At 52.3% G+C, this 18,448-nt stretch carries 18 protein-coding genes and 1 pseudogene; 7 read left to right on the top strand and 12 right to left on the bottom strand.

Annotated features, from left to right (window positions below; genetic code table 11):
• Positions 1 to 6 precede the first annotated feature (6 nt).
• Complete coding sequence (gene slmA, locus AB7038_RS11640) at positions 7 to 600, top strand: nucleoid occlusion factor SlmA (protein WP_004236671.1); 594 nt, start codon at positions 7 to 9, stop codon at positions 598 to 600.
• A 72-nt stretch (positions 601 to 672) separates the two neighbouring features.
• On the opposite strand, the gene pyrE is transcribed toward slmA, so the two are convergent.
• A complete protein-coding gene (gene pyrE, locus AB7038_RS11635; protein ID WP_368889555.1) occupies positions 673 to 1,320 on the bottom strand; it encodes an orotate phosphoribosyltransferase in 648 nt (215 codons plus the stop codon).
• Between the two features lie 80 nt (positions 1,321 to 1,400).
• Positions 1,401 to 2,129 carry a ribonuclease PH gene (gene rph, locus AB7038_RS11630; RefSeq protein WP_072871569.1) on the bottom strand — a complete coding sequence of 243 codons (729 nt, stop codon included), beginning with the start codon at positions 2,127 to 2,129 and terminating at the stop codon, positions 1,401 to 1,403.
• A gap of 124 nt (positions 2,130 to 2,253) precedes the next feature.
• On the opposite strand from rph, the gene AB7038_RS11625 reads away from it, so the two are divergent.
• The 3 genes and pseudogenes from AB7038_RS11625 (at position 2,254) to AB7038_RS11615 (ending at position 4,420) form a co-directional block, all read left to right on the top strand.
• Positions 2,254 to 3,117 carry a YicC/YloC family endoribonuclease gene (locus tag AB7038_RS11625; RefSeq protein WP_368889556.1) on the top strand — a complete coding sequence of 288 codons (864 nt, stop codon included), beginning with the start codon at positions 2,254 to 2,256 and terminating at the stop codon, positions 3,115 to 3,117.
• 103 nt (positions 3,118 to 3,220) lie between these two features.
• The gene (locus AB7038_RS11620; RefSeq protein WP_369453359.1) at positions 3,221 to 3,697 is read left to right on the top strand and encodes a hypothetical protein; all 477 of its coding nucleotides are present in this window, start codon (positions 3,221 to 3,223) and stop codon (positions 3,695 to 3,697) included.
• Between the two features lie 100 nt (positions 3,698 to 3,797).
• Positions 3,798 to 4,420, top strand: a pseudogene (locus AB7038_RS11615) (LysE family translocator).
• A 51-nt stretch (positions 4,421 to 4,471) separates the two neighbouring features.
• Here the strand turns inward: AB7038_RS11615 and AB7038_RS11610 are convergent.
• The 3 genes from AB7038_RS11610 to AB7038_RS11600 all read right to left on the bottom strand — a co-directional run bounded on the left by AB7038_RS11610 (position 4,472) and on the right by AB7038_RS11600 (position 7,754).
• A complete protein-coding gene (locus tag AB7038_RS11610) occupies positions 4,472 to 5,872 on the bottom strand; it encodes a nucleobase:cation symporter-2 family protein (protein WP_123569609.1) in 1,401 nt (466 codons plus the stop codon).
• 320 nt (positions 5,873 to 6,192) lie between these two features.
• Positions 6,193 to 7,185 (bottom strand): dicarboxylate transporter/tellurite-resistance protein TehA, encoded by a 993-nt coding sequence (tehA, locus tag AB7038_RS11605; protein ID WP_368889567.1) that lies wholly within the window; start codon positions 7,183 to 7,185, stop codon positions 6,193 to 6,195.
• 107 nt (positions 7,186 to 7,292) lie between these two features.
• The gene (locus AB7038_RS11600) at positions 7,293 to 7,754 is read right to left on the bottom strand and encodes a hypothetical protein (RefSeq protein ID WP_368889568.1); all 462 of its coding nucleotides are present in this window, start codon (positions 7,752 to 7,754) and stop codon (positions 7,293 to 7,295) included.
• A 121-nt stretch (positions 7,755 to 7,875) separates the two neighbouring features.
• Here AB7038_RS11600 and AB7038_RS11595 point away from each other — a divergent pair, with 121 nt between their 5' ends.
• Positions 7,876 to 8,319, top strand: coding sequence for a DUF411 domain-containing protein (locus AB7038_RS11595; protein ID WP_368889569.1), 444 nt, complete (start codon positions 7,876 to 7,878; stop codon positions 8,317 to 8,319).
• On the opposite strand, the gene AB7038_RS11590 is transcribed toward AB7038_RS11595, so the two are convergent.
• From AB7038_RS11590 to AB7038_RS11580, 3 genes are all read right to left on the bottom strand, one after another.
• Positions 8,313 to 9,221, bottom strand: a complete 909-nt coding sequence (locus tag AB7038_RS11590; RefSeq protein ID WP_368889570.1) for a LysR family transcriptional regulator — start codon at positions 9,219 to 9,221, stop codon at positions 8,313 to 8,315. The two genes, AB7038_RS11595 and AB7038_RS11590, sit on opposite strands and share 7 nt — an antisense overlap.
• A 63-nt stretch (positions 9,222 to 9,284) precedes the next feature.
• Entirely contained in the window at positions 9,285 to 10,244 is a 960-nt protein-coding gene (gene accA, locus AB7038_RS11585) for an acetyl-CoA carboxylase carboxyl transferase subunit alpha (RefSeq protein WP_369453358.1), read from the bottom strand.
• Between the two features lie 102 nt (positions 10,245 to 10,346).
• Positions 10,347 to 11,750, bottom strand: a complete 1,404-nt coding sequence (locus AB7038_RS11580) for an MFS transporter (protein WP_369453357.1) — start codon at positions 11,748 to 11,750, stop codon at positions 10,347 to 10,349.
• A 90-nt stretch (positions 11,751 to 11,840) separates the two neighbouring features.
• Here AB7038_RS11580 and AB7038_RS11575 point away from each other — a divergent pair, with 90 nt between their 5' ends.
• The gene (locus tag AB7038_RS11575; protein ID WP_368889573.1) at positions 11,841 to 12,500 is read left to right on the top strand and encodes a helix-turn-helix transcriptional regulator; all 660 of its coding nucleotides are present in this window, start codon (positions 11,841 to 11,843) and stop codon (positions 12,498 to 12,500) included.
• A 38-nt stretch (positions 12,501 to 12,538) separates the two neighbouring features.
• On the top strand, positions 12,539 to 12,967 hold the full coding sequence (locus AB7038_RS11570) for a TOBE domain-containing protein (RefSeq protein WP_004236685.1): 429 nt from the start codon (positions 12,539 to 12,541) through the stop codon (positions 12,965 to 12,967).
• A 59-nt stretch (positions 12,968 to 13,026) separates the two neighbouring features.
• Here AB7038_RS11570 and AB7038_RS11565 read toward each other — a convergent pair whose 3' ends face one another.
• The 4 genes from AB7038_RS11565 to fdhE are packed head-to-tail and all read right to left on the bottom strand — an operon-like array spanning position 13,027 to position 18,370.
• Complete coding sequence (locus AB7038_RS11565) at positions 13,027 to 14,157, bottom strand: GT-D fold domain-containing glycosyltransferase (protein WP_369453356.1); 1,131 nt, start codon at positions 14,155 to 14,157, stop codon at positions 13,027 to 13,029.
• 24 nt (positions 14,158 to 14,181) lie between these two features.
• Complete coding sequence (gene selB / locus AB7038_RS11560; RefSeq protein ID WP_368889575.1) at positions 14,182 to 16,044, bottom strand: selenocysteine-specific translation elongation factor; 1,863 nt, start codon at positions 16,042 to 16,044, stop codon at positions 14,182 to 14,184.
• A complete protein-coding gene (gene selA, locus AB7038_RS11555; RefSeq protein WP_369453355.1) occupies positions 16,041 to 17,423 on the bottom strand; it encodes an L-seryl-tRNA(Sec) selenium transferase in 1,383 nt (460 codons plus the stop codon). The genes selB and selA overlap by 4 nt, the downstream gene beginning before the upstream one ends.
• A gap of 20 nt (positions 17,424 to 17,443) precedes the next feature.
• The gene (gene fdhE / locus AB7038_RS11550) at positions 17,444 to 18,370 is read right to left on the bottom strand and encodes a formate dehydrogenase accessory protein FdhE (RefSeq protein WP_369453354.1); all 927 of its coding nucleotides are present in this window, start codon (positions 18,368 to 18,370) and stop codon (positions 17,444 to 17,446) included.
• Positions 18,371 to 18,448 lie beyond the last annotated feature (78 nt).

The following is an 18,448-nucleotide window of genomic DNA, read 5'->3' as shown; positions in this document are numbered from 1 at the left end:
TCTGACATGGCAGAAAGTACAAAAAAGAAGAACAGGCGCGAGGAGATCCTGCAGGCGCTTGCGCTGATGCTTGAGTCCAGTGACGGCAGTCAGCGTATAACAACCGCCAAACTTGCCGCCAGTGTGGGTGTTTCAGAAGCAGCGCTCTATCGTCATTTTTCCAGCAAAACAAAAATGTTCGACAGCCTGATCGTATTTATTGAGGACTCACTGATTTCGCGGATAAACCTCATCCTTCAGGATGAAAAAGAGACTATCTCGCGGATAAAACTGATTCTGATGCTGATTCTGGGATTCTCTGAAAAGAACCCAGGTCTGACCCGTATCATGACCGGTCACGCACTGATGTTTGAGCAGGATAAATTACAGAGCAGAATTAATCAGTTGTATGAACGAATCGAAGCTCAGTTGCGTCAGGTCTTAAAAGAAAAGCGAATCCGTGACGGCAGCGGTTTTACTTATGACGAAAGCCTGTTAGCATCTCAGTTGCTCGCCTTTTGCGAAGGCATGCTGTCCCGTTTTGTACGCTCAGAATTTAAGTACCGGCCAACACAGGAATTTGAAGCCCGCTGGCCGCTGATCCTTGCACAACTTCAGTAATACCGTTTTTAGTTAAACTACTCACCCCGCCCGTTTTATTGGGCGAGGGCTTTTTTTTGCCTGCTGTCCGGCTCAGATTTCAATCCCGTACTGCTCACGATAAGCCCGTACAGCCTGTAAATGGCTATCCATCTGCGGATCTTCCGTCAGATAGCTGATTAAATCATTCAGCGTGATAATGGAAAATACCTGACAACCATAATCGCGCTCCACTTCCTGAACCGCCGATAACTCGCCTTTGCCTTTTTCCTGACGATCAAGACTCAGCATCACACCGGCAAGCGTGGCATTGTTTTGTCTGATGATTTCCATCGACTCACGGATCGCCGTTCCGGCGGTGATCACATCATCCACCACCACAATCCGTCCGTTCAGCGGGCTGCCGACCAGTGTTCCGCCTTCCCCGTGATCTTTGGCTTCCTTACGGTTAAAACAGTACGGCATATCAAGATCATGATGCTCGGCCAGTGCAACAGCTGTCGTCGTTGCAATCGGAATTCCCTTGTAGGCCGGCCCGAACAGGACATCGTACTGCACGCCGCTGTCGCATAATGCTGCCGCATAAAAGCGTCCGAGCAGTGCCAAATCCCGCCCGGTATTGAATAACCCGGCATTGAAGAAATACGGGCTTTTCCGGCCGGACTTCAGCGTAAACTCACCAAATTTCAGTACCTGTTTTTTCATCGCAAGTTCAATAAATTCGCGCTGATAAGCTTTCATCGGGATCTCCTGATTCTGATTGACGGATAACGTGCCTGAATCACAGGCATAAAAAAGGCGACTATCACGTCGCCTTCTGATTAATTTTCTAATGCCGCCTTCTGGGCGGTGAAAATGGTTTCCAGCCCGCCCCTTGCGAGGGCCAGCAGTGATAACAACTCATCATGACTGAACGGCGCGCCTTCTGCCGTGCCCTGGACTTCAATCATCCGTCCGTCATCAATCATGACCACATTCATATCGGTTTCTGCCGCAGAATCCTCGACATATTCCAGATCACAACGCGGCTCACCGTCCACAATACCGACAGAAACAGCAGCAACCATGGATTTCAGCGGACTGGCTTTCAGCTGGCCTTTTGCGACCATCTGATTCAGCGCATCAGCGAGGGCCACACAGGCACCGCTGATCGCTGCAGTACGGGTACCACCGTCAGCCTGGATAACATCACAGTCGAGGGTGATGGTGAACTCGCCCAGTTTGGTCAGATCAACCGCAGCACGCAGTGAACGCGCGATCAGGCGCTGGATTTCCATTGTGCGGCCGGTCTGTTTGCCACGGGCCGCTTCGCGGGCATTACGGGAATTGGTTGCGCGCGGCAGCATGCCGTATTCGGCCGTGATCCAGCCCTGTCCCTGACCTTTCAGGAAACGCGGCACACCTTCTTCAACGGAGGCATTACATAACACTTTAGTGTCACCGAACTCCACCAGCACAGAGCCTTCGGCATGTTTGGTATAATGACGGGTGATAGTAATAGGACGCACCTGGTCTGTTCCCCGGCCAGCGGGACGTGATGACTGACTCATAGTGATTCTCCGGTTCAGTTAACTGTTGGGGGCGCATTATACGGCTTAAACCGGTGAATGCCTATGCCTTAACACCATAACAGCGCTATAATCAGAGCAATAAATCCATCACAGGACAGATATCATGATCCGTAGTATGACCGCGTTTGCCCGTCAGGAAGTCAAACGCCCGTGGGGCACGGCCGCATGGGAACTCCGCTCTGTTAACCAGCGCTACCTTGAAACCTACATCCGCCTGCCGGAACAACTCCGCAGCCTGGAGCCGGTGATCCGCGAGCGTCTGCGCCAGCGTCTGACCCGTGGTAAAGTTGAGTGTAACCTCCGCTTTGACCTGAGCAGCAACGCGCAAAGCGGGCTGAATATGAATGAAGACCTGGCAAAACAGCTGGTTGCTGCCGCAAACTGGGTTAAAAACTACAGTCACGAAGGGGAAATCAATCCGCTGGAAATTCTGCGCTGGCCGGGTGTGATGTCCGCACAGGAACAGGATCTGGACACCATCAGTGAAGAACTGCTGGCCGCTCTCGATGACACCATCACCGCCTTTATCGATGCCCGTGAACGTGAAGGTGCGGCACTGAAGACCTTAATCGAACAGCGCCTCGACGGTGTGACCGAAGAAGTCCGCAAAGTCCGTGCACAGATGCCGGATATCCTGTTATGGCAGCGTGAACGTCTGCAGAGCAAACTGGACGATGCGCAAATCCAGGTGGATCCGAACCGTCTCGAGCAGGAACTGATCCTGCTGGCACAGCGCATTGACGTGGCGGAAGAGTTAGATCGCCTCGATGCCCATGTGAAAGAAACCCATAATATCCTGAAGAAAAAAGAGGCCGTCGGTCGCCGTCTGGACTTTATGATGCAGGAATTCAACCGCGAATCTAACACCCTCGCCTCAAAATCCATCAATGCCGATATCACCGGTTCCGCGATTGAACTAAAAGTGCTGATCGAGCAGATGCGTGAGCAGATTCAAAACATTGAGTAACGCTTCACAGTAAATCAGAGCATATCAACGAGCCAGCAGATACCCTGTATTCGCTGGCTTTTTTATTGTCAGAACAATACTCAATGGTACTCATGAGGACAAAATGAACAGTAATAAGCATTCTCCGCAATATATTGAATTAATGGACGCCATTGTTTTATACAAAAAAGAGATGTTTGACTGGTGGGATTCTTTACAGAAAACCAGAGTCGGGGAATGGACTTTATTATTAACACTGGCTTGCTGGGGTGTCCCCGATGTGCATTTCCGGCTTATCGGGTTCCTTATCGGGGCCGCATTTTTTATAGAAAAATTTGCCGTAATAGCCGGAAAAAGCAGTTATACAACAAAAACTGAAACACGCCTGCTGCAAAAAATCCGCAGTGAAAAAATGTCAGATAAAGAAAAAGAAAACTTGTATAAAGAACTCTCTGATGTTCAGAAAAACAGGAAATTTGGTAAATCAGTTACTGTCTTCAAAAAAGTATGGAAAATCATGGTAGCGTATTTTTTCTTTGCCGTTTCTCTTATCGTGATAGTTGATACTTATTGGGAAAATATCGTTAAACCGCTTTTTTAGCTCTTTCCGGGAAACCGGGGTTACCAGAGAAATACACTAATCCGGCACTTGATCCGGCTCCGTTTTTTCCCTACTGTAATGTGCTTTCGGAGCTGAAAAAATGTCCGTAACTGATGCCCTTCTTGCTTACTCTCTCGCTGCTTTACTGTTAACCCTGACTCCGGGTCTTGATACCGCACTGATATTACGCACCGCGGCGGCCGAAGGCGGAAAAAAGCCTTTCAGGCGGCTCTCGGTATTGATGCGGGTTGTTTTATCCGGGGGCTTTTCGTGGCGCTGGGTCTCGGTGCACTGCTCGCCGCGTCTGCCACGGCTTACGATATCGTTAAATGGTGCGGGGCACTTTATCTGCTCTGGCTGGGTATTCAATTAATTTTGCACCCCCGCCAGTCATTCAGCACAACACAAAGGGATGTTTCTGCTCCGCAAAGTAACTGGTTTATCCGGGGAATGCTGGGTAATGTGCTGAACCCGAAAATGGGGATATTTTATGTCTCTTTCCTGCCGCAGTTTATTCCTGCCGGACAACCACTGATAGCCTGGACATTTCTGCTCGTCACTATTCATGTGGTTATTGGTACGCTCTGGTCATTGACTCTGATTATAGTGACCGGTTACGCCTCACGCCTGCTGAAATCCCGGCGCTTTATCCGGTGGATGGATCGCCTGACCGGCGGGCTTTTTATGTTTTTTGCCGTGAAGCTGGCACTCAGTCACCGGTAAGTCCGAATACTGACAGCCCGCAAAGATAAGCGGGCTGTCAGGCCGTACTGATTAAACTTCTTCTTCCCTCACCGATTCTTCAATATCATCCGGTTCTTTTTCTTTACTGATCGGAATAATTAAATTCAGAATAATAGCTGTCACACCGCCCATACAGATCGGGTTTTCTGCCAGTGCATAAAGGGATGTCGGCAGGACATGGAAAACCGCCGGGTCATAAGAAACACCCAACCCCAGGCCCAGCGAGGTCGCCACAATCAGGGTTTCGCGGCGGCGCAGACCATTTGACAAAATAATGCGGATCCCGGCAATGGCGATCATGGAGAACATCAGTGTCATCGCTCCCCCGAGCACCGGTGCCGGAATCGTCGTAAAGAACCAGCCGATCCCCGGAAACAGCCCCAGGATTACCAGGATAACCGCAATGATTTTTCCGACATGCCGGGAAGCCACCCCGGTCATCTGAATAACCCCGTTATTCTGGGCAAAGGTGGTCAGCGGCAGAGAACTCATCGCGGAAGCCGCCACAGATACCAGACCATCCGCCATTACCCCGCCTTTCAGACGGGACTGGAATTCCGGTCCCTGAATTTTCTGCCCGGACACCAGCGCGGTTGCCGTCAGGTCACCGACTGCCTCCAGCACACTGAGCAGATAGATAATAGCGACCACCAGGAAGTGGGCGAAGTTAAACGAGAAACCATATTTGAACGGCACCGGGATCGTGATAAACGCGGCTTTGCTCATCTGACTGAAATCCACCATCCCCAGGAACAGGGCGCAGATATAACCGACAATCAGCCCGATCGCGATCCCGCCCATACGCAGCAGCGGGCTTTTACAGCAGTTAAACCCGATAACAACCAGCAGAACCAATAACCCGACACCGATGTTCTGATAATCGCCGAAGGTACCGGAGGACTTGGCAGAGAAGCCGCCGCCGAAATCGATAATCCCGACTTTTATCAGGCTCAGCCCGATCATCAGAACCACAATACCGCTGACTGTCGGGGTGATGACACGGCGCAGATAGGGCAGGATAAAAGACGATCCCACAACTAAGAATGCACCGGCAAACGAGATACCGAAGATAGTGGACAGTAACAGCTCTTCATCAACACCATCAGCCCGCATGCTGGTTCCGATGGCAATCATCACTGTCACAAATGAAAAGTTAACTGACTGAATCGATAATAACCCCGAACCGACCATGCCGTAGCGGTTTACCTGCAGCCAGGTGCCGACACCGGAGGCGATCATGGCCATGGAAACAAGATACGCATTGGTCTCAGGCGATAACTGTAAGGCTGTACCGACAATCAGTGCCGGTGTGACCATCGGAACGAAAATGGCCAGCAGATGGGTCACGGCACCAATAATCGCCTGTAAAAACGGGGGCTTATCTTCGAGCTGGTAAATAAGATCAGATGCTGTGTTTTGTTGATCAGACATCTCTTCTCTCCTGTACGTGAATTTGACTATCTGACTCTGTTAATAACTATCTGTTTTATTTAGGACTCTTGTGGAGAACAGATGGCTGTCATGCAATCTGTATTAACAGATAAAGCAATAACCACACCAAGAGGACGGATTAGCGGGAAGCAGGGTTATAAAATGTGATTGATAACGGTGTTTTTGATGACTTTGTGAAACTGTTCACTCTCCATGCGGAACATCGCGGGACGCCGGCGGTTTTCAGGGCAGATATCATTATGAGAATGGTGGTTAATAAATAATCAAATTGATAACCGCCGGGAAACGGCGGCTGAACATTAATTCTCTTCGCGGATACGGGCGCGGGTGATTTGCTTTCTGACCAGCAGACGCAGCGAATTCACCACCAGCAACAGGATAAAGGCGTTGGAAAAGATAAACAGAGTGAATGCCAGCAGGTGAATAAATTCATTATCTGAAGACATACTGATATTCAGAGAGGATTTCGCCAGTGCCGACACACCGAATGAAAAACTCCAGAATGATAAGGTAAATGCCTGCCGGGTAAACCAGGGGATGAGACGGATCATAAACACCAGTTGCAGTAACCCGTAACCGAGCAGCATTTTGGCAAAGAAATCAATGTGATTCTGATTTACCGCCAGGTAGGCGCTGCATGCCACCAGTGCCGGTGCCAGCTGAATACCAAAAGAAAGGCGCGATTTTTCATCCATCAGCCCGTCACTGCGGATCCGTTTCAGAATCGCCGGTTCCAGACTCAGCCAGGAGAAAACTCCCGCACCGAAGAAGAGAATACCGAGGTCGGTAAAACCGAGAGCGCCGCACGCCATGGCACAGATAAAATTATTGGCGACAGTCGGCAGATAGAGCACCGGGGTGGTTGCCGCTTTCGGGTATTCCCCTTTCCACTGGGAGCCGACCAGCCACGCGGCGTAAGACAGTTGTGCTACCGCGCCGAGGGCAAACAACCCGGTGGAAAACAGCGGGAAATATGGTGTCAGCCCCATCGCCACCAGCACAGTGGTTGCCGGTAACAGACTAGAGAACCCGCTGGCGACCGGATGACGGAACTCGTCGGTCATTTTTTCCGGGAAACAAAAACTGCGGATAATAAACAGAGAGATCAGCACCAGCCAGACCGTACAACCGGCACCAATAATCACCTCGCCGATGATTGCCGGATACCCCTGCTCAGCCGCTGCATAGCGCCATGCCATCCCGGTGCCGATCAGCCCCAGGACCATGCCGAAATACCCGGCCGAAAACCGGGAAGAAACGGATTTAATCTTATTTATCAGTGTAATGCTCATATCTGTTCTGCTCTGTCATCATACAATCGCCGGAGCAGCAGCCCCGGGGACTAAATAATAATACAAATTTTATAATTTATTTTGATAAGAGTCATTTTGTATACATGTTAAATCGTATCATTTTTTCCGGTGACTTCCGGAATCAGACCTGCCAGCCCCCAGTGATGGGTGATCTCACGGATAATCAGTAAAAACGCCGTGAATTGTTTGTCTGAAGGGAGTGATGTTGATGATACCGGGCTGCCGCTGATGACATTCACGATCTCATTAAACGCGCGTTCTATTTCCTCTGTGGATAAGAAATCCGCTTCATCACCGGTCAGTAAATAGTTTAGCCGCGGATCCGGGCAATGCAAAATCAGGTCTCCCGCCGGCAATGCCGCCCGTGCCGGGATAATCCGGTTTTCAATATGCTCAATCGCCACTTCCGCTTCATAAGCTGTCACCGGCGAGTGCTGAAAAACAAACCCGTCAATCACACTGTCGCCGAGCGGGAGCTGCACACCGGCCTCTGAGGAAAAAATCCGGGTTTCTGTTGCTGTTATCTGTAATGTCAGGTGCGTTACCATTATGACCTCCGTTTAAACCTTTACACTTCTCCGCATAACTATACGTTCCCCTGTATTGACCTTCCCCTAAGGTAAACCATTAATCTCATCATTATTATCCGACTCATGACAGGGAATACCGATGAAAAAATCCGTTTGGGCGTTATCTTTATTATTAACCACACTCTCTGCCGGTGCCATGGCAGCGAAAGGAACCGTCACCGTGTATAAATCCCCGACCTGCGGCTGCTGCGGCCAGTGGGCGGAAGGAGTGGAAAAAGCCGGTTATGATGTGGAAACCAATATTATTCCGCAGGCACAGCTGGAGAAAATGATGCTTGATTCCGGTGCCACCCCGAACCTGATGAGCTGCCATCTCGCCACACTGAACGGTAAATATGTGATTGGTCACGTCCCGGCGGACAGCCTGGATGCCATTGATACGCTGCCGGAAAGTGCCAAAGGGATTTCTGTCCCGGGGATGCCGGTCGGCAGCCTCGGCATGGAATACAAGGACATGAAAGAGCCGTATGATGTGATCGCCTATGATGCGGACGGAAAACAGACCGTATTCCGCAGCTACTGATTAGTATCCTGATCCCGCAGCGAACATTCAAGAAAATGCAGGAATTTGTCGACAACCGGTGAAACTTCACGGCGGCTGGCATAGACGGCTCTCAGCTCAATGAGAGCCGGTTCTTCATTCAGCCGGACAGCCTGCAATGTGCCGTCACGGAAAGCCTGCTGACACAAATGCCCGGTCAGAATCGCAAAACCCAGCCCTTCAACAGCTGCCGCCGCTGCCAGTGCCGCACCGTTAACCTGATAGCGGCTGTTAATGCGCACAGTCAGCCACCCGCCATCCGGTTTGCGGAAAACCCACGGCTGACCGTTCAGGGCACTCAGGCTGGAAATACAGGGCAGCCGTGTCAGCTCAGCAGCGGAAACCGGGATGCCGGTCCGCGCCAGTAATGCAGGTGCTGCCACCACCACACACGACCATGACTGAATCAGACGGCTGTGATAACTGCTGTCTGCCATCTCCCCGCGCTGATAGGTCAGCAGCAGATCGATATCATCGCTGATAATATCCGCCGGTGTCAGCCGGGTATCACACCGGATCTGCAAATCCGGATGCAGTGCGGCAAAACGGGCCAGTACCGGCGCCAGCATTTCCCCGCAGCCCTCACCGGGTACCGTCAGCCGGAAACAACCGGTCAGTACATCATCATTGCGGATCTGTGAAAAGGTTTCCTGCAGCATGGAGTCCGTTTTTCCGGCGCACTGATACAACTGCTGCCCCTGTGCCGTCAGGCGCATACGCCGGGTTGTCCGTTCGATCAGGCGGCATCCGGTCTGAGTTTCCAGCTGTCTGATGGCCCGGCTGACATTGGATGACGGCATACCCAGCCGGGTGGCCGCACCGGTAAAACTGCCCTGCTCCGCCACCGCCAGAAAAACCGGCAGTAAATTCAGATCAACCGCCATGACAGCGTCCCCGTTGTGAGAGATATTCATCCCTATTGTTATCACAAACAGGTTAATCTGTCCTCAGCAATAGCCGAAAGACATTAATTTCTGATAGCGCTGCGCCAGTAATTCGTCTTCCGGTAAGGCGGATAACGCCACCAGATCCTGCAACAGCTGCTCACGCAGATTATCCGCCGCCTGCTGATAGTTGCGGTGAGCACCGCCCGCCGGTTCGGGAATAATGGTATCGATAATACCGAGCGCCTTCAGGCGCGGGGCGGTCATCCCCATGGTCTCAGCAGCCTGCGGCGCTTTATCCGCACTTTTCCACAGAATGGAAGCGCACCCTTCCGGCGAAATCGCCGCATAGGTACTGTATTGCAGCATATTGATACGATCGCCGACACCAATCCCCAGCGCCCCGCCGGAACAGCCTTCACCGGTGATAGAGCAGATCACCGGCGTTTTCAGCCGCGACAGCTCAAACAGGTTACGGGCAATCGCCTCCGCCTGTCCGCGCTCTTCCGCCCCCACACCGGGATAGGCACCAGCAGAATCAATAAACATCAGCACCGGCATATGAAAACGTTCGGCCATTTTCATCAGGCGCAGCGCCTTACGGTAGCCCTCCGGTGACGGCATGCCGAAGTTTCGCAGTAACTTTTCTTTGGTATCCCGCCCTTTCTGATGACCGATAACCATCACCGGACGGCCTTCAAGGCGTGCCAGCCCGCCGACAATCGCCTTGTCATCGGCAAAGGCGCGATCACCGGCAAGCGCCTGAAAATCCGTAAAAATAAGACGGATATAATCCAGGGTATAGGGCCGCAGAGGATGACGGGCCAGCCGGACAATTTCCCATGCGCCGAGATCCGCATAAATCGATTGGGTCAGCTTTTCGCATTTTTTCCGCAGGCAGGCGATTTCATCATCCGGATCAAACCCCAAATCGCTGCTGCGCTCTTTAAATGACTGCAATGCGGCGATTTTTTCTTCCAGCTCAATGATTGATTTTTCAAATTCGAGATGATACTGAGACATAACGGACATTACCCTGACAGAAAACATCCGGTCAGTGTAAAAAAACGCCGGAACAGGATACAGTCCTCATTCCGGCATACACTATTATCAGAAACGGGATAATCAGCAGTAAGAAATAGCCGCGCAGCGACGGGCGGTGAAAATCGCAATCAGCGGGGCAATCGCCAGTAACATCATCAGCCAGTAGGCTGAAGACATCACGCCCGTCAATGTACCGTCATTGAAACCATTGATGTTAACAATCATTCCCGCCAGCGCCGCACCCAGTGCTGTGGCAAAAAGCTGCACGGTCGTGATAGAGGCGGCGGCTATCTCTTTATCCGCCGGCGCGGCCACCTGTAAAATCCGGGTCAGCAGATGCGGCCAGCCGAACCCGATCCCGAACCCGACCAGCGATAACCCCAGCAGGATCGGCGACATGATGCCCCATGTACCGGCAGACGGCACAGAAAGCGTCAGCGCCAGCAGAACCAGCCCCGCCAGCACAAAAACCGGCCCGAGCAGAATACTGGCTCGCATTTTCGCCCCTTTCCATCCGGCACTGATGATCTCACTGACAGTCCAGCCCAGCGCCATCAGAGCACTCATATAACCGGATGCCAGCGGCGACTGGCCGTGCAGGCGCTGCAGGAAGTACGGCACGAACACTTCACAGGTCATCCCGATAGCCAGCAGAGAGATAGTGATATACAGCGCGGCATGATGGCTGCCGCGCCGGAAGGTGTTTTCCGGCAGTAACCGGATGCGGCTGCGCTGCTCAATCAGCGCTAGCACAATCAGTAACAGCAGCGAGACTACCACGCCGCCCACATTCAGGAACACATCCGGACTGAGGCTCCCGGCGGAGACCACCAGCACAGCGGCAGTCAGTAATGTCAGCTGGATCAGGGGAAGACGCGGCCGGGTGCCGTCATCTTTCTGCTTTTTCGGCATAATCGTAAGCAAAAAGAGCCCATAGATAACCATCAGCGGCAACATCACACCAAAAGCAAAACGCCAGGCGTTTAACTGGGCAAAAATACCCCCGACTGCCGGACCGACTAATGTGGCAACACCCCACATCCCGGAAATCAGTGCCATGGCTCTCGGCCACAGTGCCGGAACATAAACTAAATTGATCATGGCATAAGACAGTGCGAACATAACACCGCCGCCGAAGCCCTGAATGGTGCGCCCCAGCAGCATAATTTCCATCCGGGGAGCCAGTGCACAGGCCAGGCTGCCGGCGAAAAAGGCCACCACCGAGATAAGGTAAGCGATACGGGCACCGTATACGGCAAGCAGCCGGGCGGAGAGTACAGAACCGATAATGGATGCCGCCACAAACAGTGTGGTATTCCAGGCATACAGATTCAGGCCGCCGATATCAGCAACGACGGATGGCAAAATGGTGGTCGCCATTAAGATATTAACGGCGTGAATAACAACACCGAACGAGAGAGCGATTGAAATCGCGGCGTTTTTCCCTGAGAAGAGATCACGCCAGCGGCTGTCATCGGGCAACATAGAAACCATCCTTTAGTCTTGTGATACTTTGCTGAATACGATAAATTAAACAAGAATTAACTTGGATAAATAAATACCGGGCACGAGAATATGTCAAGAACTAACCTGGAAAGCAACCTCAGTTCCGCACAATCTGTCGGAGAAAAATTGCTTATTCTTCTGAAAAAGCATGGCCCGATGCAGGCATCCGAGGCCGGGGAGCACCTGGGCACCACCGGGGAAGCCGCCCGTCAGCAGTTTACCAAACTGGCCCGGGACGGCATGGTTGAGGCACATTCCGAATGCCGGGGTGTCGGCCGTCCGGTGCAGCGCTGGCACCTGACCGCACTGGGCAATAAACGCTTTCCGGATTGTCACGCTGAGCTGACGGTCAAAATCCTGACCACCATCCGCCGCGAACTCGGTGAGGATGCTATCGGCAAAATTATTACCGCCCGTGAGAACGAAGCCCGCCGCGACTATTTTGATAAACTCCGGGGCGCAGAAACTCTGGAAGAACGCATTATCCGCCTCGTTGCCATCCGCACAGAGGAAGGCTATATGGCACAGTGGGAAAAAGAACCGGAAGGAAGCTGGCTGATTATTGAAAACCACTGCCCTATCTGCTCCGCTGCCCGCATGTGTCAGGGATTCTGCCGCGCCGAGCTGGAACTCTTTCAGACAGTTTTAAATGCAAGTGTGGAACGGGTCGAATATTTACTCACAGACTCTCGCCGCTGCGTATATCGTGTGATACAACAGGAAGATTAACCATTTCAGTTAATCACTAAAAGGAAAGAGGTCACACAATGAAAATTTCCGCACGTAACCAGCTCACCGGTAAAGTATCCCGTGTTGTTGCCGGCGCTGTTAATAATGAAGTGGAATTAACACTTGAGCATGGTGAAATTCTGACAACCGTCATCACCAAAGAGAGCTGTGACGTATTAGGGATCCGCGAAGGAAAAGAAGCGGTCGCGATTATTAAAGCGCCGTGGGTGGTACTGGCAAATCCGGATTGCGGCCTGCGTTTTTCCGCCCGCAACCAGTTCCGCGGCAAAATCAGCAAAATGGTGAATGGCGCGGTAAACAGCACGATTCATCTGAGAACCGAAAAAGGTCTGCCGCTGACAGCAGTTATTACCAATGAAAGCCGCGATGAAATGGAATTACATGAAGGTAATGAAATTGTCGCACTGATAAAAGCTTCCAGCGTCATTTTAGCCACTAAAGCCTGATTCCGGCATACAGTGCAAAACAGGCCGCAAATGCGGCCTGTCTTATTATCAGCCGGTCATTACCCCGCCTGAAGCTGTTCAGGGAAAACCGTATTATAACTGCTGACCAGATTACCGATATCCAGCGCTGTTTTACCGTTGTCTGCCAGCCTTGCAGATAGCACCGTACCTGCCGCGCCCGCCGCAATCAGAAAGAGATCAATATCTTGCTTCATCAGACACTGTTCGGTCAGCGGATCAATATCGTTATAAGCATCCGTGTCTTTTACCCGGATTACCTCTCTGTTCCCTGTATTTGAAAACAGGAAATGATCAGGATCCGGCACCACTTTTTCCACCGCCACAATGCAGATGTTTTTACCGGCCCAGATATCCATCCAGGCATCCGCCAGTTTTTTGCCGGACTGATAAAAACCGTCCTGAGTCGTGGCACGGGTATCACCGTAAACCGGTTGATCAAAATAACATTTTGTCAGAAACCAGTACTGAGACCAGAATTTAAGCCATGAATCGCTCTCAGTCTGCATCCCCGGAAAACACACCAGTGTATTGTAATTACCGGTGCTGATATTCCGTAATTCATGCATCAGCATTTTATTTGCTTTCTGATAATAAACGCCTTTTTCCTGCATCAGCAGGATTTCATCATTATCATAGCGGGTAAACCCGCACTGCTGCTCTTTTATCCGCTGTACCGTTTCCAGCGCGGATAAACGCTTTCCTTTAAAGAAATGACACATGTCATCCAGCGTTTTATTCAGCAGATCACGGTACTGATGAGATTCAATAGCACAGGTCAGCTCCGTCTGTTTGCGGGCATAAAAATCGGCAGCTATATCATTATAAAAACCGATAATCTCATTGGTAATTCCGCGGGCTATCGAGACAGTATCTGTTTCATCCAGCGGGATCCGGCTGAATTCATATTTCTTATTCCGGCCATCATAAATCAATGTTTTAAAATCAAAATCACGTTTAAGGCTCTTCTGAAAAAGAGCCAGTGATTCATAATCCCTGAATACCAGCCAGACATTTCCTCTGAAATCAATATCGAGCGCAACCTTAAATGCCCCGGTTTCAATTTCAATACAGGCTATTTCCCAGCCATACATTTGTGCATTTCTGACGTAATAACTCGGGAATTTATCTTTATTGAATTCACTGACAAAATTTTCCAAATCAATTTTCATGCCTGAAATCCCTTTTGAAGAAAATTAAAACAGTCCCTCATCCCGCAAAATATGTTTGTCTCCTCTGCGGCGGGTAAAACCGGTTCTGTCAAAAAACTCCAGAATCTGTACGGCCAGCTTACGCCCCATGCCGTATTTATCCCTGAATTGTGCCGCGCCGATACCTTCTTCATGTGATTGATTATATTCACGGATAACCTGCGCGAACTCCGTGATTTGTGACCGGTGATAATAGCGGTCAGGCACAATCGCCATAATATGACCCAGCTGTGCGGCTTTTTTCAGAAACTGACGGGCAGCAGTTTCATCAATGCCGAGTTTAACGGCCAGATCACGAACCCACCACGGCTCCTGCTGAAACAGCGGTTCCGCACTGTGCCAGAGCGCGCCCTGAGCCGGATCGAAAGCCAGACCAAATCCCGGCAGATGGAGCCAGCCACGGGTTCTGACAATCTGTTTTTCATCCAGTAATTGTGCAATAACCGGAAATACGATGGAATCAGAAAGCACCGGTAATGCCATCCGTTTCAGCCGGTCACGGCCAACGCCCATCTGGTCGCTGTGTGACTGATGATAATCCGCCAGGGTGGCCAGCAGAATGGCTTTTGCCGTTTCAACCCGTTGTGCCGAAAGGGCATAACCGTCGTTGATCAGCAGATTCAGCCCGGCGGTACATTCCGTCAGTTTTTCTGCTGTCAGCTGCCGCGCCCAGGCAAATACCGGCAGAGAAACCTCCCCGCGCGGCAGTTCGCACAGCAGAACGTCACGATCATCCTGTGCCGCTGCCCGTTCTGATAACCATGCCAGAAATTCCGGACGGCGTTTTCCGCGTCGCGGAGAGGATAAATTCAGTACCCGGGCACCCGCCAGTGTGCGTTGCGCACTGATATCACGCAGGATCAGCCGGTCTTCTTCCGCCAGCCAGAGCGGGGTATCAAGGGTGATTTCCGCCAGCAGCGGACAGGTGTTATCGTCACTCAGAAGGGAAACCCGTCCGGTGATATGGCTGGCACCATGGTGAATATGCACCGGCTGCCAGCTTTTCAGACCCTCATCTGTTTCAATTTCCGCCAGAATGCGGTGTGCGGACTGCACCGGTTTTTCGCTCAGCAGCCAGTCGCCGCGGGAAACCGTCTCTTTGCTGACATCACCGCTCAGGTTGATTGCCACACGATCGCCGGCCTGAGCCTGTTCCTGCTGACGGTTCTGAGCATGAATGCCGCGCACACGGACAGATTTGTCACTGCCGGTCACCCATAATGTGTCACCGGTGCTGACACGCCCGGCCAGCGCGGTACCGGTCACCACCAGCCCCGCACCTTTGACACTGAAAACACGGTCAATCGCCATCCGGAAACGTTTTTCTGTCCGGCTGTCAGAAGATTGCTGCTGATGGTGCAGACGCAGGTGCGCCCGCAGTGCATCCAGCCCTTCGCCGGTATGGGATGAGGTGACAAAAACCGGGCTTTCCGGCCAGCCGTCAGATAACAGCAGCTCTGTGATTTGCTGCCGGACTTCCTCAACCCGCTCCGCCGGGACGCGATCTGCTTTGGTCAGCACCACAGAGATCTGCGGACGGCCAGCCAGGCGCAAAATCGCCAGATGCTCGCGGGTCTGTGCCATCACACCATCGTCGCAGGCAATAATCAGCAGGATATGGCGGATCCCGCCAATACCCGCCAGCATATTGCCGAGAAACTTTTCATGGCCCGGCACATCCACAAAACCGATAACCGTATCGTCATCCTGCGGCCAGTAGGCATAGCCGAGATCGATGGTCATTCCGCGTTTTTTCTCTTCCGGCAGATGGGTGGTATCCACGCCGGTTACCGCCTGAATAAGGGCCGTTTTTCCGTGGTCAACATGGCCGGCTGTAGCAAAAATCATGGTAACAGTGCCTGTAAAAGTCGGTTTTCATCTTCAAGGCAACGCAGATCCCACCACAGACGCCCGTCACTCACCCGCCCGATCACCGGAATGGTCAGCTGACGGTGAGACTGCGTCAGGGTGGCTAAGGCGCTGCCTTTTCCGTTTTGCGGGGTAAACGTCACTGCCCAGCCGGGCAGGCGTTCCACCGGCAGGGATCCGCTGCCAATCTGCGAGGAGCAGGGCTCTGCGCGGATCACCCATTCATCACCGTAATATGCCTGAATTTTCGGCACAAGCCGTTGTGCCATATCATAAATATCGTCAGCAGACCGGGTCAGCAGGCGCAGTGACGGCAGCGTCTGCGCCAGTTTTTCCGGGCGGCGGTACAGACGCAGCGTGGCATCCAGCGCCGCCAGGGTCATTTTATCTGCCCGCAGGGCGCGTTTGAGCGGATGGCGCTGTATCGCCTCAATCCACGCTTTTTTGCCGAGAATAATCCCCGCCTGCGGCCCGCCGAGCAGTTTATCACCGGAGAAAGTCACAATATCAATTCCCTGCGCCAGATAGCGCTGCGGCATCGGCTCTTCCGGCAATCCCCACTGTGTCATATCAATCAGAGCACCGCTGCCGAGATCAATCACCGACGGGATAGTCAGTTCCCGGCCGAGTTCCGCCAGTTCCTGCCCGGAGACCTCTGCCGTAAAACCTTCAATATGATAATTACTGGTGTGAACTTTCATCAGCAGCGCCGTCTGCTCGCTGACGGCATTTTTATAATCATGCAGATGCGTCCGGTTTGTCGTGCCGACTTCTCTCAGGCGGCAGCCCGCCTGGCTCATCACTTCCGGCACGCGGAAGGCACCGCCGATTTCCACCAGCTCTCCGCGGGAAACAATCACCTCCCGCCCGGCCGCCATCGTCGCCAGCACCAGTAATACCGCCGCCGCATTATTATTGACAATACAGGCCGCTTCCGCGCCGGTCAGCTGACACAGGCGCTCCGCGACAATGCTGTCACGGTGACCGCGCCCGGCATCATCAAGGGAATATTCAAGCGTGACCGGCCAGCGCATGGCATTAGTCACCGCCTCAATAGCCGCTTCCGCCTGTAATGCCCGGCCGAGATTGGTGTGCAGCACGGTACCGGTCAGATTGATGACCGGCCGCAGTGCTTCCCGCTCGCCGTTCAGGCGGCGGGACAGTTCATCCGCCCAGCAATCGTGCCAATCCGGCAGTTGCTGCCGTTCACGGATCGCGTCACGTGCATCATCCTGCATCTCCCGCAGCACACTGACGATACAGGTCTGTCCGTACTGTTCTGTCAGCGCGGCAACCGGTGTTTCATGTAATAACCCGTCAATGGCAGGTATCTGGCTGTATAATGCACGTTCGTTCATAGCGGACTCACTTCACTGACTTATTCGTTCGGGAACAGGAACGGGTTGATACTGCTGCGGGCAAATCCTTCTTCTTCCATCCGGGCATCCAGGATCAGGGTTGCCAGGTCATCTGCCACGGTATCCACTTTCGCGTCTTTTTCCTGTGACAGGATTTTCAGGTAACTGCCGCAATCACCACAACTCTCTGCTTTCACCGCTGCCTGTTCACTTTCCAGAGACCAGTAATTCAGATCACGGGTCTGCTCGCAGTTGGTGCACTTAATACGGACCACATGCCATTCGGTTTCACATAATCCGCAGTGCAGATAACGCAGCCCCTGCGTGGTGCCGATCTGGATTACCCCGGAGACCGGCATTGCCGCACAGACCGGGCAGAACTGACGGTGTTCACCGTGCTCTTCGCGGCCTTTGCCCGGGATCATCGACGCCATCTGTGCCCAGTACAGGGATAATGCTGCCCAGATAAACACGGACTTATCCGGTGATACAGCAGAAAATTCCTGATTAAACAAGGCGGTTGCCATATCTTCCAGCTCATTTTCAGAGGCTTTTTCCAGGTTTTCCAGGGTCGGACGGGCATGATCCGGCGCGACCGGCAACAGCTCGGCGATAATGCTTTTCAGCAGTTTGCGCCAATGTTCAGTGCGCTGAAAGGTGCGGCAGTCGAGCAGGGCTTTGCCCGGCATATTGGCGGCCATCAGGGCATCCATATCCATTTCAAGCGGATTGTCATACAGGGCTTTCTGCTGGGCGCGGGTGATTTCAGCCGCAAATTCCAGGTAATCCGCAAACGGGTTATCTTTGGCCAGCTCATCAAAACGTTCGGCGCGGCGCTGATACAAATTCTTCAGATTAGGAAACAGTACGGCCGGGATAAAGCCAATCCCTTTTTCATTTTTCTGAGCCTGTCCCAGCTCTTCTTTGGATACAATTCGGATACTCATGATATTGCTCTTCTTCTGATATGGAGAGGATAAGCCGGTCCGGCAAATAAAACCTATTATGAACCGGCTGCCTTAAAA

Origin of the sequence: Morganella morganii, from assembly GCF_041099235.1 — a bacterium.
Lineage (GTDB): Bacteria > Pseudomonadota > Gammaproteobacteria > Enterobacterales > Enterobacteriaceae > Morganella > Morganella morganii_E.
The sequence above is the reverse complement of the archived record's forward strand: the minus strand, read 5'-3'. Positions and strand labels throughout refer to the sequence as shown.

Coding starts and splice junctions, on each gene's coding strand:
- AB7038_RS11590 (WP_368889570.1), bottom strand. CDS start 9,221: ATGGCGGTTGATCTGAATTTACTGCCGGTTTTTCTGGCGGTGGCGGAG.
- pyrE (WP_368889555.1), bottom strand. CDS start 1,320: ATGAAAGCTTATCAGCGCGAATTTATTGAACTTGCGATGAAAAAACAG.
- AB7038_RS11620 (WP_369453359.1), top strand. CDS start 3,221: ATGAACAGTAATAAGCATTCTCCGCAATATATTGAATTAATGGACGCC.
- AB7038_RS11600 (WP_368889568.1), bottom strand. CDS start 7,754: ATGGTAACGCACCTGACATTACAGATAACAGCAACAGAAACCCGGATT.
- rph (WP_072871569.1), bottom strand. CDS start 2,129: ATGAGTCAGTCATCACGTCCCGCTGGCCGGGGAACAGACCAGGTGCGT.
- fdhE (WP_369453354.1), bottom strand. CDS start 18,370: ATGAGTATCCGAATTGTATCCAAAGAAGAGCTGGGACAGGCTCAGAAA.
- AB7038_RS11570 (WP_004236685.1), top strand. CDS start 12,539: ATGAAAATTTCCGCACGTAACCAGCTCACCGGTAAAGTATCCCGTGTT.
- AB7038_RS11580 (WP_369453357.1), bottom strand. CDS start 11,750: ATGTTGCCCGATGACAGCCGCTGGCGTGATCTCTTCTCAGGGAAAAAC.
- accA (WP_369453358.1), bottom strand. CDS start 10,244: ATGTCTCAGTATCATCTCGAATTTGAAAAATCAATCATTGAGCTGGAA.
- selB (WP_368889575.1), bottom strand. CDS start 16,044: ATGATTTTTGCTACAGCCGGCCATGTTGACCACGGAAAAACGGCCCTT.
- AB7038_RS11565 (WP_369453356.1), bottom strand. CDS start 14,157: ATGAAAATTGATTTGGAAAATTTTGTCAGTGAATTCAATAAAGATAAA.
- AB7038_RS11575 (WP_368889573.1), top strand. CDS start 11,841: ATGTCAAGAACTAACCTGGAAAGCAACCTCAGTTCCGCACAATCTGTC.
- AB7038_RS11610 (WP_123569609.1), bottom strand. CDS start 5,872: ATGTCTGATCAACAAAACACAGCATCTGATCTTATTTACCAGCTCGAA.
- AB7038_RS11595 (WP_368889569.1), top strand. CDS start 7,876: ATGAAAAAATCCGTTTGGGCGTTATCTTTATTATTAACCACACTCTCT.
- tehA (WP_368889567.1), bottom strand. CDS start 7,185: ATGAGCATTACACTGATAAATAAGATTAAATCCGTTTCTTCCCGGTTT.
- slmA (WP_004236671.1), top strand. CDS start 7: ATGGCAGAAAGTACAAAAAAGAAGAACAGGCGCGAGGAGATCCTGCAG.
- selA (WP_369453355.1), bottom strand. CDS start 17,423: ATGAACGAACGTGCATTATACAGCCAGATACCTGCCATTGACGGGTTA.
- AB7038_RS11625 (WP_368889556.1), top strand. CDS start 2,254: ATGATCCGTAGTATGACCGCGTTTGCCCGTCAGGAAGTCAAACGCCCG.